Source organism: Nitrospirillum bahiense (assembly GCF_007828025.1).
GTDB classification, from domain to species: domain Bacteria; phylum Pseudomonadota; class Alphaproteobacteria; order Azospirillales; family Azospirillaceae; genus Nitrospirillum; species Nitrospirillum amazonense.
The window spans coordinates 86,265-100,215 of sequence record NZ_VITO01000001.1 but is presented as its reverse complement, the minus strand read 5'-3'; the positions used below and the strand labels follow the sequence as shown (position 1 = coordinate 100,215).

The 13,951-nt window shown below is 65.4% G+C and carries 11 protein-coding genes; 2 read left to right on the top strand and 9 right to left on the bottom strand.

Annotated elements, in window-relative coordinates:
* The first annotated feature begins 213 nt into the window (after positions 1-213).
* Together FBZ88_RS00415 and FBZ88_RS00410 are read left to right on the top strand one after the other, a co-directional pair.
* Positions 214-2,931 (top strand): flagellar hook-basal body complex protein, encoded by a 2,718-nt coding sequence (locus FBZ88_RS00415; protein WP_145614913.1) that lies wholly within the window; start codon positions 214-216, stop codon positions 2,929-2,931.
* Positions 2,932-3,118: 187 nt separating this feature from the next.
* Positions 3,119-3,913 carry a putative metalloprotease CJM1_0395 family protein gene (locus FBZ88_RS00410; protein ID WP_186464123.1) on the top strand — a complete coding sequence of 265 codons (795 nt, stop codon included), beginning with the start codon at positions 3,119-3,121 and terminating at the stop codon, positions 3,911-3,913.
* A 54-nt stretch (positions 3,914-3,967) separates the two neighbouring features.
* Here the strand turns inward: FBZ88_RS00410 and FBZ88_RS00405 are convergent, their stop codons facing one another.
* The 9 genes from FBZ88_RS00405 to cysD form a co-directional block, all read right to left on the bottom strand.
* A complete protein-coding gene (locus FBZ88_RS00405; RefSeq protein WP_145614912.1) occupies positions 3,968-4,327 on the bottom strand; it encodes a hypothetical protein in 360 nt (119 codons plus the stop codon).
* 161 nt (positions 4,328-4,488) lie between these two features.
* Entirely contained in the window at positions 4,489-5,214 is a 726-nt protein-coding gene (locus FBZ88_RS00400; RefSeq protein WP_145614911.1) for a hypothetical protein, read from the bottom strand.
* A 160-nt stretch (positions 5,215-5,374) separates the two neighbouring features.
* Positions 5,375-5,887 carry a flagellar biosynthesis regulator FlaF gene (gene flaF / locus FBZ88_RS00395; protein WP_145614910.1) on the bottom strand — a complete coding sequence of 171 codons (513 nt, stop codon included), beginning with the start codon at positions 5,885-5,887 and terminating at the stop codon, positions 5,375-5,377.
* A 479-nt stretch (positions 5,888-6,366) separates the two neighbouring features.
* Complete coding sequence (locus FBZ88_RS00390) at positions 6,367-7,584, bottom strand: ABC transporter permease (protein ID WP_145614909.1); 1,218 nt, start codon at positions 7,582-7,584, stop codon at positions 6,367-6,369.
* 24 nt (positions 7,585-7,608) lie between these two features.
* Positions 7,609-8,772: an ABC transporter permease gene (locus FBZ88_RS00385; RefSeq protein WP_145614908.1), complete on the bottom strand. Its 1,164-nt coding sequence runs from the start codon at positions 8,770-8,772 to the stop codon at positions 7,609-7,611.
* Positions 8,769-9,464: an ABC transporter ATP-binding protein gene (locus FBZ88_RS00380; RefSeq protein ID WP_145610039.1), complete on the bottom strand. Its 696-nt coding sequence runs from the start codon at positions 9,462-9,464 to the stop codon at positions 8,769-8,771. Before FBZ88_RS00380 ends, FBZ88_RS00385 begins: the two co-directional genes overlap by 4 nt.
* Before the next feature lie 60 nt (positions 9,465-9,524).
* Positions 9,525-10,592 carry an efflux RND transporter periplasmic adaptor subunit gene (locus tag FBZ88_RS00375; protein WP_246138425.1) on the bottom strand — a complete coding sequence of 356 codons (1,068 nt, stop codon included), beginning with the start codon at positions 10,590-10,592 and terminating at the stop codon, positions 9,525-9,527.
* A gap of 190 nt (positions 10,593-10,782) precedes the next feature.
* Positions 10,783-12,720 carry a sulfate adenylyltransferase subunit CysN gene (cysN, locus tag FBZ88_RS00370; protein WP_145614907.1) on the bottom strand — a complete coding sequence of 646 codons (1,938 nt, stop codon included), beginning with the start codon at positions 12,718-12,720 and terminating at the stop codon, positions 10,783-10,785.
* Positions 12,720-13,646: a sulfate adenylyltransferase subunit CysD gene (gene cysD, locus FBZ88_RS00365; protein ID WP_145615272.1), complete on the bottom strand. Its 927-nt coding sequence runs from the start codon at positions 13,644-13,646 to the stop codon at positions 12,720-12,722. Before cysD ends, cysN begins: the two co-directional genes overlap by 1 nt.
* Positions 13,647-13,951: the final 305 nt, after the last annotated feature.

The following is a 13,951-nucleotide window of genomic DNA, read 5'->3' as shown; positions in this document are numbered from 1 at the left end:
TCCTGCCAGGCGGTCTGACGAGCGATGTGATGGCGGCGGAGGGGGCGATTTTTCAAAATACAAGGCGATAACAATAACTTACGACGCGAGCCTTCCGGAAGGGACCCGCCTGTTCGGAAAATTGTGGGTGCCAAGCCAATCTTCGCAAACTGGCATCCATCTTGCTTTCCTTCGGGTCCAGATACGCAACCGCTCTTCCTGGGAGCCAGCACCATGAGCATTTTCGGCTCGATGTCCGTCGGCATTTCTGGTTTGCAGGCGCAGTCCACCGCGCTTAGCAACATCTCCGACAACATCGCGAACGCCCAGACGACGGGCTTCAAGCGCATCGACACATCGTTCGAATCCCTGGTCATCTCGGCCAGCAACACGCAGTACCAGGCGGGCGGCGTCCAGGCCTCGCCCAACTACGTCAACAGCGTGTCGGGCACCATCTCGACCTCGGACACGCCGACCAACATCGCCATCCGGGGCAATGGTTTCTTCAGCGTCAGCAAGCTGACCACAGTGAACGGCCAGACCACCGCATCGACCGAGCGCTACTACACCCGCGACGGCAGCTTCTCGCTGAACTCCAGCCGCACGCTGGTCAACAATTCCGGCTTCGCGCTGAACGGCTTCGCCTACGACAGCACTACGGGCCTGTTCGCCACCTCCGCCACGCCGGTGCAGGTGACGTCGGACATCGACAGCCCGGTGCCGACCAAGGAAATCGACCTGAAGGCGAACCTGCCGACCGACCCGTCGGGCGGCATCACCCCCACCCAGATCCAGGTTTATGACAGTGCGGGTACGGCCCACAACCTGAACCTGTCCTGGCGCCAGGGCAACACCGACGGCACCTGGCAGTTGGGCGTCACCGCCGACGGCAGCCAGGGGTCGCAACCCATCCAATCGCTGCTGAACACCGGCTTCCCTGCCGCCATCACGGAAAGCAGCCTGCTGACCGGCAAGAACGACCGCGCCCAGGTCGATGACGTGACCTTCGCCACGGCGGCGGTGGCGCCGGCCTACGGCTTCAACGTCGGCGACAGCTATTCGGTGGTGGTCAACGGCACCACCTACAGCCAGAGCATCACCACGGCCAACGCCGCGCAGTTCAGCGGCATGAAGGACATCGCCCAGGCCCTGGCCGACAAGATCAACGGCGCCGACACCTCCTCCGGTGTGCTGGCCACGGTCACGTCGGCGGGCGCCCTGCGCTTGACGGCCAAGACACCCGGCACGCCCTTCACGCTGGACCAGAGCGTGAACGCCGGTGCCATCACCACGCACACATCGACCGACACCCTGGTGCAAAGCGCCACCGCGACGACGCCGGAAATCCACACCTCGTCCTTCGTCGGCAACACCATCAATATCGACGACGTCTACAGCATGGACGTCAACGGCACGACCTACTCGGTCACCGTGACGCCGCAAAACCTCGGTTCCCTGTCGAACATCAACGGTGTTGTGCAAAAGCTGGCGTCGCTGATCAACGTCGATACCCCCACCACGGGCCTCACCGCCACTCCGTCCAATGGGACGATCAGCGTGAAGGGTGGCAACGGCGTCACCTTCACCCAGACCTCCTCCGCCGTTGACTCCCCCGGCCTGACCAACACGGCGACGCAGTCGACTTACGTCGGCAACACCACCGGGTCGAAAGAGGTGGAGAAGATCAGCATCACCGGCCAGCCCGGTGACGTGGGCACCAGCTACAGCTTCACGGTGCAGTCGCCACAGGCCAAGTCTGTGCTGCCGGTCGAACAGCTGAACGCCGGCGCGCCCACCACCTACACCTACGATTTCGCCACACCCTATGGCGCCACCACGGTGCCGCAGGTGGGCCAGCTGTACAGCGTCACGCTGGGGTCCTCGACCTACAACATCCAGATGACCAATTCCAACATCGCCAACTATCCGGACGTGCAGTCGGTGATCACCGACCTGGCGTCCAGGGTCACGGCCGATACCAACTCGCCCTTCACGGTGCAGTCGTCGGCGGGCGGTGTCCTGGTGCTGCAGACCAAGGCCAACGACGCCACGCTGCCCACCGCCCAGAACCTGCCGCCCAGCTTCTCCCAGGCCATCACCTACACGACCGACGGCACCGAGACCAGCCTGGCCGACATCAGCGGCAAGATCGCGGCCAAGATCAACGCCATCTCCGGCATCCCGGTGCAGGCAACCTCGTCCGGTGGCACCATCACCCTGACCGGCAACACCGACGCCGCCGCCTTCTATACCAGCATCCCTGGCGGCTCCAGCGCCTCCACCCCGGGCGTGGTGGTCGGTAAGACGCCAGGTCACATCAACCTGACCTTCGGTGGCACCTTGTCCGACGGTACCACCGCGCAGGCGGGAACCCTGAGCCACATGGACACATCGTCCATCGGCACCGGCAACGCCACCGTCAGCGCCGACCAGAGCGCCAACTCCTCGGCCCAGGTGGGCTTCGACTTCGACTTCGGCTACGGCCTGCAGCACATCGTGTTGAACCTGGGCAACTTCGGCGAGTCCTCCGGCCTGACCCAGTTCGACGGCACCAACATCAACGTCACCTCCAAGGTGCAGGACGGCAGCCCGGCCGGCACCTTCAAGGATGTGCAGATCAACGCCGACGGCACTGTGCTGGCCAACTACGACAACGGCCGCCAGCGCACCATCGCCAAGGTTCCGATCGTGCTGTTCAACAACCCGGACGCCCTGTCGCGCTCCACCGGCAACGTCTTCACCGAGACGGTGGACAGCGGCAAGGCCCGCTTCAACGACACGGGCGTCAATGGCGCCGGCGACATCGCCTCCAGCAGCCTGGAAGGCTCCAACGTCGACATCGCGTCGGAATTCACCCAGCTGATCGTGGCGCAGCGGTCCTACACCGCCAACACCAAGGTCATCACCACCGCCGACGACCTGCTGCAGGACACCATCAACCTGAAGCGGTAAGGCGTAGCATCCTGACGGCCCGGGCGTGGCGGATTGCCGCTGTCCGGGGCCCGAAGGGCAGACGCATCAAGCGTTTAGGGCAGAGCCGTCCCGCGTCCTCGCCAGGATGCGGGCGGCTTTGTCTTGCGCCGGCGGACGGTTGGTGCTGAAGTATTTGCATTATTAAGACTAATGCGACCGCTTCGGTATGTCCGCCCTTGGTGGCATTTCCGCGTCGCCCGTCTGGGCGCGCGCCCTGACGGGCCCAACCCCTGCCGTTGCCGCGGTGGGGCAGGGGGCGGCTGTTTCCGCCACCAGCCCATCCGGGCAGGCGCCCAACCCTTATAGTGTACGGGGCCAGGTTCAGGCCAAGCAGTCCGGTGGCGCCCAGGCGGCCGGCAACGGCACGGCCAGCGACGGCACCAAGCTGAGCGATGCCCAGCAGCAGCAGGTTGACAAGCTCAAGACCGTGGACCGGGCGGTGCGGGCGCATGAGGCGGCGCACAAGGCGGCGGGCGGGCCCTATGCGGGATCGGAGTCCTTCACCTTCACCACCGGGCCTGATGGGCAGCACTATGCCACGGCGGGTGAGGTCGCCATCGACATCGGCTCGATCCAGGGCGACCCCCAGGCCACCATCACCAAGCTGGAAACGGTGCGCCGCGCCGCCTTGGCGCCGGCTGACCCCTCCGGTCAGGACCGCGCCGTGGCTGCCCAGGCCCAGGCCGGCATTGTCGCCGCCCAGGGGGAGGAGGCTAAGCAGAAAACGCAGGCCGATGGCGGCACGCCCAATAGCGGGACAACCAATGGCGACGCGGCTGCCAGCGGTGGCGCGTCGGATTCCGGCCGTTCCGCCGGTGCGGAGGCGGGACGGGTGGGGGCCGGCGGCGTCACCATTCGGCAGGGGGCCGCCGCCTACCGGAAAAGCCAGGGCGCGCTGGACGCCAGCATTGTGCAGGCCGCCCAGGCCGCCGCCGCCCAGCCTCTGGCGCTGATCGCCTGAAACGCGAACGGCCAGCGACGGGTGTCGCTGGCCGAACATCGGAAAAGAACGGTCTTATTTGGCGTCGCTGTACCGCAGGGCGCAGATCTTGGTCGCCATGTCGGCCATGACGGCACCGCCCTCATTCTTGGCGAGCGTGGCGGCGTCGGCGCACTTGTGCTGATCGATCAGGCTGTCCACCCGCTGAGCCACATTGGTCAGGCGCGCCTTGGTCGCGGCGGTCATGCCCTTGGGCTCCACGATTGGCGGATGACCGTAGGGCGTGGAGGCGTCATAACTGAAAGCCGGGTTGACGGCGGCGAGGCCCCCACCGGGGCTCCAGTAGGAAGTGGCGGCACCCGTGGTCGCCGCGGCGGAGGCGGCGCCCGCCAAAATGATAAAGGTCACCGCCAGCACGCCGGTCATCGTCTTCATACCAACCTCCCGCCGCCATGATGAAATCCTTGCCCAGGGTGTGCCGATTGCAACCCTTGGGGTGTGTTTATCATCACACCTTTGCCAGGATTTCCAAATTAAAAAAGCCGGCCATCGGTGATAGCCGGCTTCTTGGCATTCCTGCGGGCGGAAAAGCTTATTCAGGCAAACAGATCCATCATGCTGCCCATCAGCTTCTGCGTGCCCGTTTGGCCGATGGTCCAATTCTTCATGGTGGTGATCTGGTCGCTCAGTGCGCCAGAGATCGCGGCGGCGCTGGAGGAGATCGCCGCGGTGGAGGACGCGGCCTGGATCGTCGTGGTGTAGTCCTTGGAATAGTCGCCCGCGGCGACCTGGACACCGTAGTTCACCTTCTGGGTCAGCTTGACGCCCGTGGCGCGCGATATCTTCAGCACATAGGTGCCAGAGTCCAGGGACTGCTGCCCGTTGACCATGGCGTTGTAGGCGTCATACGCCTTGCCGGACTTGCTGTCGCTATCCGCCAAGACGACGCCGGTCTTGGTCATGACCTGAACCCGTGTCTGATCCAGGTTCAGTTGACCAAGGTTGATGGCGCCCTGGCGGGCGAGCTTGAAACTAAGGTAATCGGCCTGATCCCCGGCGGCGAGGCTGCCGAAGGCGTTCACGCGCGTTTGACCCTTGGTCACCGTTCCGATGTCGGTGGCAGAGGCTACGGTGTTGTATTGCGACTTCGACACCGATTTGGTGAAGTCCTGCGGCGTGCCGATGGCGTTGGAGGTTTGGGCCGAGCCCTGGGCGGCGATGGCATCATTCTGGGCCGCCAACTGCGACTGGATTTGCGCCAACTGCGCGAACACCGAGGCGTTCGTGCTGGCGCCGGCCGAGGTTGATGCGACGTTGCTCACGGGAACGATCCCCATTGCCGGTTCCCGCATCCACGCGGGAAAGAGTGGTCCTGACTACCTTGCGATAGTCTGCGGAATGAAAGCATAAAATGCAAGATATTTACGATGATAACCTTCGAAGCGTCTCATTTTCAGCGCCCGTTTTGGCGCCGCCGGCCGTTTAGATCGATATGTTGAACTTGCCCACACCACCTGCCGCCACGCCTGGGGCCATGCCGGGACGCTGCGCCCCGGGGCCGGCGGCCGGCGGGGCCATCATGGGCGCGCGCGGCGCCATTCCCGCTGGCGCTGGGGCCGGCGCCGCCGCGGTTGCGTCGGCGGGGCGCTGCGACAGGCCGGCGGCGATGTTGCGGTTGATGTCGATCAGCGAATGCAGCTTGGTGACGTCCAGGTCGCCCAGCCGTTCGAAGGTTTGGCGGTCGACGATCAGGGACAACACCAAGATCTTCTCGCGCAAATCCTTAGGCAGGGGGCAGTCCGGCTCCGCCATCGAGGATTGGAAGATGGTCCACAGTCGCTGGTTCAGTGACAGCGCCTGGCGCAGGGGTTCAGGGTTCTCAGGCGTCTGCGCCGCCAGCATCAGCCGGCGCGCAGCTTCCGTCAGGCCCCAGGCTTCGATGTCGCGGGGATTGTCCGACGCGGGACGGTTGGTATATCCGGCCGAAGGCTTCATCAGATCACGTGATCCCTGGCTAACTCGTTTCCGGGTGGCGGGTCCGCGACACCGTCCGGCGTGCCGGCCTGAGGGTGTTCCCGCAGACAGGTCAACGACGGACGGGACGGTGCCGATGCCGCCCTCTACCTTCACCGGAAGGGTCCCATCCTCTAGGGAACGCCTACCAGGCCCTTTCATTCCCGACCGCCCAGCGGGCGGTTCCACATCATCGGCTACCTCTTTGTGGCTACCCTAGGCGGGGTTGCGCGCACGAGGCGTATGCCAATAATGCCGACTTGCAAGTATCCCATACTCATTTGGGACCAGCAACCCGGCAACAAATGCCGGCCTACGCCCCTTCTCGGGCCCTGCACCTGCTATTATTGCAAGGGGTGGGCCAGGAATGGGGCGGCAGCCGCTGCGGGTCCGCGAGAGACGTGTTTAAGGTAAAAAGGTAAAGATATTTTGAAGCCCGCGCCGGCGAACTGGGCAGCGGCTCAAGGCGTGCCGTAGGCTTCCACGATGGGAATGCGCGCCGCGCGCCAGGCCGGGAACACGCCGCCCACCAAGCCCACCACCAGGGCCAGGATGATGCCCTGCACAGCCACCGCCGGTGTCAGGTGGAAGGTGAAAACGATCTGGGAGAAGCTGGCGCCCGACAAGGTGGAACCTGTCAGCCCGTCGAACAGCGCCCAGGTGACCAGCGTGCCGACGATGCCGCCCACCAGGGCCAGCACCAGGCTTTCCAGCAGGGTCCCGATGAAGGAGGAGGTGCCGCTGAAGCCGATGCAGCGCAGGGTGGCGATCTCCTGCGCGCGCGCCGCAACCGAGCTGTACATTGTGTTCAGGGCGCCGGCCAGGGCGCCGAAGGCCATGGCGATAGCCAGCGGCCACCCCAGTTTCTGGATCAGGTCGGAGGTGCGGCTGGCCTGCTGCGCGTAGTAGTCGGCCTCCGTCGTCACGTCCAGCTTCAGCTGCGGGTCGTTGGTGGCATAGTCCGACAAGGCCTTCAGGGCGTCGGGGCCCGTCAGGCGGGCGCGGATGGACTGGAAGACGTTCTGGCGATGGAATAGGTCCTGTACCTCCGGCGTGTCGGCCCACAGTTCGGATTCAAAGACGCTGCCGCCCAATTCGAAGGCGCCCACCACCAGCCAATTGCTGTTGCCCAGCTTGACGGTGTCTCCGACGTTCAGGCCCGCGAAATCCTTCTGCAGGGCCCGGCCAACCATCAACTCATTGGTGCCGGGCTTGAACGCTCGGCCTTCCACGATCTTCAGGCCGGGGCGAACGGCGATGCCGGCGGGCCCCAGGCCGCGCAGGGTGAGGTTGGAGCGGGGGGCCTTCTTCAGGTTGCCGTCAGCCGGCACGGCCGTCTTCTTGACGCCATCGACGATGACGTAGAGTTCGGGTGACACCAGGGGTTTGCCGTCCGCGTCCTTCATGACGCCCGGCGCCTCCTCGATCAGGCGCGCCTGGTCGCGGGTGACACCGCTGTTCAGTTCCGCCTGCGACCCCGCCCGCATCAGGATGGCCATGTCCTTGGTGCCCGTGCCGCGCAAGGTCTGCTGGAAGCCAGCCGCCATGGCCAGGAAGGCCAGCAGCACGGTCACCACCAGCCCCACCGCCACCACCGTGGAGAAGGAGGCCCAGAAGCGTTGCGGGATGCTTTTGATGCAGATGGTGGTGACCACCGCGATCTCGTTGAACACACGCATCACGTTGTTTCCTTCCGAGGGCGGTCACAGGCGCCCGAGGGCGGTGACGATGTTCAGGCGCAGCGCGTTCCAGGCCGGCAGGAAGCCGGTCACCACCCCGAGAAGCAGCATGAAGGCCACGCCCAGGCCGGCGACGGGCAGGGTCAGCGCCAATCCCGGGATGGCGCCCGACGCGGCCTTGGACAGCACCGTCACCAGCAAGCCGGCCACCAAGAGTCCCGGCACGCCACCCAGCAGGGACAGCAGCACGGATTCCCCCAGCACCTGGCGCCAGATGCGCCAGGATGGGAAGCCGAGGGTCTTCAGCACGGCGATCTCCTTGGTGCGCTCGCGCACCGCCATCACCATGGTGTTGCCCACGATCATCAGGATGGTGGCGAAGGCGGCCCCTACCACCAGGGTGATGATCAGGGCGATGTTGCCCAACTGGGCCAGGAAGGCCTTGCCGAACGCCTTTTCCGACTGGGTGTTGGTTTCCGCCGTGGAGTTGGCGAACATGTCGTCGATGGTGGCAGCTACCTTGTCGTTCACCGCGGCGCTGTCCGTCTCCAGGGTGATCCAGCCGACCGTATCCTTGCCGAACGTCTTGCTCTCGTTGAAGTTCTCGTACTGGAAGATGATGAAGCTGGTGTTGAAGGATTCCTTCGCCGCATAGGCGATGCCCGCCACGGTCAGCTCCCAGGTGTGGCTGCCGTCGGCTTTGTTGGTGAAGATGTTGGAATTGATGGGAATGCGGTCGCCCACCTTCCAGCCGTACTTCGTGGCGATGGCCTCGCCCACGACCATGCTGGTGCGGTCGTGGATGAAGGCGTCGCGCTGGGCGGGATCGATGCGCAGATCGTCGCGGTAGATCCGCAGATAGCTTTCGGGATCGACGGCGAAGGTGCCGATCTGGTTGCGCGCGTCCTGGTAATAACCGCCGAACCAGTTGGCGAAGGTGAGGTTCTTCACGCCCTTGATGGCCGCGATCTTGCCGACATAGGCATAGGGCAGGGGCTGGATGAAGGTGATCTTGTTCACCACCACCAGCCGGTTGTCGGCCGACGAATCCACGCCGTGTTCGAAGGCGTAGTGGATGCTGCCCAGCACGCCGTAGATGACGAAGGCCACGAATATGGCCAGCATCATGAGGAAGGTGCGCAGCTTGCGGCGGAACAGGTTGCGCCAAAGCAGGTAGAGGTCACTCATGCCACCAGCTCCCGCTCGGTGAAGCGGCCCTTGTCCAGGTGCAGGGTGCGGCGGGCGTACTTGGCCGCCTCCGGATCGTGGGTGACCATGACGATGGTCTTGCCCATCTCCTGGTTCAGCAGCCGCAGCATGGCCAGGATCTCATCCGCCGTGGTGCGGTCCAGGTCGCCTGTAGGCTCGTCGCACAGCAGCAGCTTGGGGTCGGAGATCAGGGCGCGGGCGATGGCCACGCGCTGCTGCTGGCCTCCCGACATTTCCCGTGGATAGTGGTCCGCCCGCTCCGCCAAGCCCACCAGGCTCAAGGCCGCCTCCACCCGCCGCTTGCGCTCCGCCCGGCTGAAGGAGGTGAGCAGCAGGGGCAGTTCCACGTTTCGCGCCGCCGACAAGGTCGGCATAAGGTTGTAGAACTGGAAAATGAAGCCGACATTGTGGGCGCGCCAGCGGGCCAGCTGCCCCTCCGTCAGCGTGTCCACGCGGCCGCCGTCGAAGGTGATGCTGCCCTCCGTCGGCTGGTCGATGCCGCCCAGCAGGTTCAGCAGCGTGGTCTTGCCCGAGCCGCTGGGCCCCATCACCGCCACGAAGTCGCCGGCGGGGATGCTGAGGCCCAGATGGTCGAAGATGGTGATGGTGTCCTTGCCCTTCACGAACCGCTTGGAAACGTCCTGCAGGTGAATCAGCGTCTGGCCCGTCATGGCCTCAGGCTCCCGATTGTGGTCGTGGGACGATGGGATGGGGTGGGCGGGGTGGCTGGATCAGCCGCCCTTGCCGTCGTTCAGGAAGGTCACCTTCGCCGCCATGTTGGGCAGGATGCGGGGATCCTTGACCGCGATGGTCACGCGCACCTTGATGGTGGCCTTTTCCCGGCTGGCGGTGGGGATGATGGCCAGCACCGAGGCTGGCACCTTCCAGTCCGGGTAGGCGTCCAGCGTCGCCTCCACCTTCTGGCCGGGGCGGACGCGGGCGATGTTGGCCTCGTTCACCTCAACCTCGAATTCCAGGCTGTCCATGTCCACCAGGGTGCAGATGCCCGTGCGGGTAAACCCGCCGGACGACATGGGGGAGATGATTTCACCCGGCTGGGCATTTTTTTCCGTGACCATGCCGGTGAAGGGGGCGCGGACCTGATAGCGGTCCACCATCTCCGCGTCATAGGCGACGGTCGCGCGGGCAGCGTTCACATCGGCCTTGGACTTCACCAGCTGGGCGCGCAACGAGGCGGCGCGGGCGTCCGCCTTGATCAGGTCAGCCTCGCTGGAGAACTGGCGGCCGGTGAGGGCGCGCGTGCGTTCCAGCGTCTTTTCCGCGTCCACCAGATCCGCCTGGTTGGCGACCACGGCAGCCTCGGCCGAGGCTTGGCGGGCCCGGGCCAGATCAAGGTCGCTGCGGGCCAGCACGTCGTCCAGCGTGGCCAGCACCTGGCCCTTCTGCACCAGCATGCCCTCCTGCACCAGCACCTCGCGCACCCGGCCGGTAACGTCGGCGGAAACCGTGGCCACCCGCCGGGCCACGACATAGCCGGAACCGATAAGGTTGCCACTGCGCACCTCGGAAACCGGAGCGGCGGGCGTTGGCTGGGCCGGATTGGCGGAGGTGCTGGCCGCAGGCTTGGCGGAAACGGCCGCCGGTGCCGGATCGGCGCCGCCGACGCGGTTGAGCAGGCCGGCGGACCAGGAAACCGCCACGGCGACCGCTACGACGGCGGCGCCGGCGCCCAAGCCGAGAATAATGCCCCGCCCACCGCCGCGGCCCTGCCGCGCCGGCGGCGCCGCCCTCCGGTCAATGGCGATGGACCGCAAAAGCTCCGCTTTGTCCCGCTGCACCTTGGCCCCCCGACTGGCACAATCCCCACTGGCATCATAGCGCGCGAGGCGCGCTGTCGCACCACAAATGGTTGATCTGAAAGGCAGGGTATAAGCGAGAGCCAGTTCTGAAAGGGGGAAGGGGGCCAAAAATACGAAGGGCCGGCGGATCGCCCCGGCCGGCCCTTCCACATCAAAATGTGCGCGTCCATCAGATGGCGGCGCCGTCCACCAGGTCGGCATCCTCATCGAAGCGGGACAGCAGCGTGAAGATGTGGTTGGCCGCCTGTTCGGCGGTCATGGCCTGGGTGTCGATGCGCACGTCGGGCGATTCCGGCGGCTCATAGGGGCTGTCGATGCCGGTGAAGTTCGGGATCTTGCCAGCGCGCGCCTTGGCGTACAGGCCCTTCACGTCCCGGCCCTCGGCCACCGCCAGGGGCGTGTCCACGAACACCTCCAGGAACTCGCCCGGGCCCAGCAGCTCGCGGGCCATGCGCCGTTCCGCGCGGTAGGGGGAAATGAAGGAGACCAGGACGATCAGTCCGGCGTCGACCATCAGCTTGGACACCTCGGCCACGCGGCGGATGTTCTCCACCCGGTCGGCGTCGGTGAAGCTCAGGTCGCGGTTCAGGCCGTGGCGGACATTGTCGCCGTCCAGCAGCATGGTGTGGCGGCCATGGGCGTGCAGCTTCTTTTCCACCAGGTTGGCGATGGTGGATTTGCCGGCGCCGGACAGGCCAGTGAACCACAGCACGCGCGGACGCTGGCCCTTCATCTGCGAGCGGGCGCGCCTGTCCACGTCCAGCACCTGCCAGGGCACGGTGCGCACGATGGCGGACCGGATAAGGCCGGCGGCCACCGTCTCATTGGTCAGGCGGTCGATGAGGATGAAACCGCCCGTATCGCGGTTGTTGCGATAGACGTCGAAGGCGATGGCCTGGTCCAGGCTCAGGGTCGCCAGCCCCACCTCGTTGAGGCTCAGCGTCTTGGTCGCCAGCTGTTCCAGGGTATTGACGTTGATCTTGTGCTTCAGCGTCGCCACGGTGGCCGGCACCGACTTGGCGCCCAGCTTCAGGATGTAGGGGCGGCCGGGCAGCAGCGGCGCCTCCGACATCCAGACCAGCGTCGCCTCCATCTGGTCGGCCGCCTCGGCGACCTCATCCAGGGTGGAGAGGATGTCGCCACGGCTGATGTCGATCTCGTCCGTCAGGGTGAGGGTGACGGATTGCCCGGCCACGGCCAGGGGCAGGTCGCCGTCATGGGTGACGATGCGGGCCACCCGGCTTTCCTGCCCCGAGGGCAGGACGCGGATGCGGTCGCCCGGACGCACCGTGCCGGCGGCGATGGTGCCGGCATAGCCACGGAAGTCCAGGTTGGGTCGGTTCACCCATTGCACCGGCAGGCGGAAGGGCTGGCTGGCGCGCCGGTCCGCGACCTCGACCGTCTCCAGATGCCCGATCAGGGTGGGGCCCTGGTACCAATGCATGGCGTCGGTCAGGGTGGTGACGTTGTCGCCCTTCAGCGCCGACAGCGGGATGGCCTGGATGTCGGTCAGGTCCAGCTGGCGGGCAAAGGTGCGGTATTCCGCGACCACGCGGTCGAAGACAGCCTGGTCATAACCCATCAGGTCCATCTTGTTGACGGCCAGCACGATCTTCCGGATGCCCAGCAGCGACACCAGGAAGCTGTGGCGCCGCGTCTGGGGCAGCACGCCCTTACGCGCGTCCATCAGGATGATGGCGAGGTCGGCGGTGGAGGCGCCGGTGACCATGTTGCGCGTGTACTGCTCATGGCCCGGCGTGTCGGCCACGATGAACTTGCGCCGGTCGGTGTTGAAGAAGCGATAGGCGACGTCGATGGTGATGCCCTGCTCCCGCTCCGCCGACAGGCCGTCGACCAGCAGGGCGAAATCCAGGTCGCCGCCCTGCGTGCCCACCTTGCGGCTGTCGGCCTCGAGCGCGGCCAATTGGTCCTCGAACAGCATCTTGCTGTCGTACAGCAGGCGGCCGATCAGGGTGCTCTTGCCATCATCGACGCTGCCGCAAGTGATGAAGCGCAGCAGGCTCTTGGACTGCTGGGCCGCGAGGTAGCGCTCGATCTCGGACACGCCCGCCTCCAGCGTCTCGGGCAGGGGGGTATCGGGGGCCATCAGAAGTACCCTTCCTGCTTCTTCTGTTCCATAGAGGCGCCGCCGTCGCGGTCGATCACGCGGCCCTGCCGCTCCGACGTGCGGGCCAGCAGCATCTCGCGGATGATGGCGGGCAGGCTGTCGGCGTCGCTGTCGATGGCGCCGGTCAGGGGGTAGCAGCCAAGGGTACGGAAGCGCACGCGGCGCATTTGCGGCGTCTCCCCGGGCTTCAGCGGCAGACGGTCGTCATCGACCATGATCAGGGCGCCGTCACGCTCCACCACGGGGCGTTCGGCGGCGAAGTACAGCGGCACGATGGGGATGCTTTCCAGGTAGATGTATTCCCAGATGTCCAGCTCGGTCCAGTTGGACAGGGGGAAGACGCGGATGCTCTCGCCCTTGTTCTTGCGCGCGTTGTACAGCTGCCAGAGCTCGGGGCGCTGGTTCTTGGGGTCCCAGCGGTGCTGCTCATTGCGGAAGCTGAAGATGCGCTCCTTGGCGCGGCTCTTCTCCTCGTCGCGGCGGGCGCCCCCGAACGCGGCATCGAAGCCGTAACGGTCCAACGCCTGTTTCAGCGCTTCCGTCTTCATCACCTGGGTATGGATGGCGGAGCCGTGGGTGAAGGGACCGATGCCGCGCGCCAGGCCTTCCGGGTTGGTGTGCACCAGCAGGTCCAGGCCCAGATCCGCCGCCCGCTGGTCGCGGAAGGCGATCATCTCGCGGAATTTCCAGGTGGTGTCCACGTGCAGCAAGGGAAAGGGCGGCTTGGCCGGATAGAAGGCCTTCATCGCCAGGTGCAGCATCACCGCGCTGTCCTTGCCGATGGAATAAAGCATCACCGGGTTCTGCGTTTCGGCCACCACCTCCCGCAGGATGTGGATGCTTTCAGCCTCAAGCCGCTGGAGATGGGTGAGCCGGGGGGCCGAAAGGGGGCCGGCAAGCGACACGGGAAGGGGGGAGGGGGGCTGTACGATGCTGTCCAACACTGCCGCGTCTTTCACGTCAATCACTCTGTCCGTCACGCCTAGGCCACCGTCTTATACGGCTAACAGTCTAATCCGCCTGCGGTTGCACGCCAACGGACACGCTGCTGGTCGGCTATTTCCTCAATACCCTGTCAACAGACGTATAAAGGAAACTTTCACAGCGGGCATTGCGATTATGGAATTGCTGTGGGGGCAAAAAATACTTGGATGAATGTGCAATAAATAACACATAAACAGTGTATTTTTCGTTAATGATCGAAGACGGG

Excerpts from the sequence above, each read along its gene's own strand:
- FBZ88_RS00415 (WP_145614913.1), top strand. The coding sequence starts at position 214 with ATGAGCATTTTCGGCTCGATGTCCGTCGGCATTTCTGGTTTGCAGGCG.
- FBZ88_RS00410 (WP_186464123.1), top strand. The coding sequence starts at position 3,119 with ATGTCCGCCCTTGGTGGCATTTCCGCGTCGCCCGTCTGGGCGCGCGCC.
- FBZ88_RS00405 (WP_145614912.1), bottom strand. The coding sequence starts at position 4,327 with ATGAAGACGATGACCGGCGTGCTGGCGGTGACCTTTATCATTTTGGCG.
- flaF (WP_145614910.1), bottom strand. The coding sequence starts at position 5,887 with ATGAAGCCTTCGGCCGGATATACCAACCGTCCCGCGTCGGACAATCCC.
- FBZ88_RS00390 (WP_145614909.1), bottom strand. The coding sequence starts at position 7,584 with ATGCGTGTGTTCAACGAGATCGCGGTGGTCACCACCATCTGCATCAAA.
- FBZ88_RS00385 (WP_145614908.1), bottom strand. The coding sequence starts at position 8,772 with ATGAGTGACCTCTACCTGCTTTGGCGCAACCTGTTCCGCCGCAAGCTG.
- FBZ88_RS00380 (WP_145610039.1), bottom strand. The coding sequence starts at position 9,464 with ATGACGGGCCAGACGCTGATTCACCTGCAGGACGTTTCCAAGCGGTTC.
- cysN (WP_145614907.1), bottom strand. The coding sequence starts at position 12,720 with ATGGCCCCCGATACCCCCCTGCCCGAGACGCTGGAGGCGGGCGTGTCC.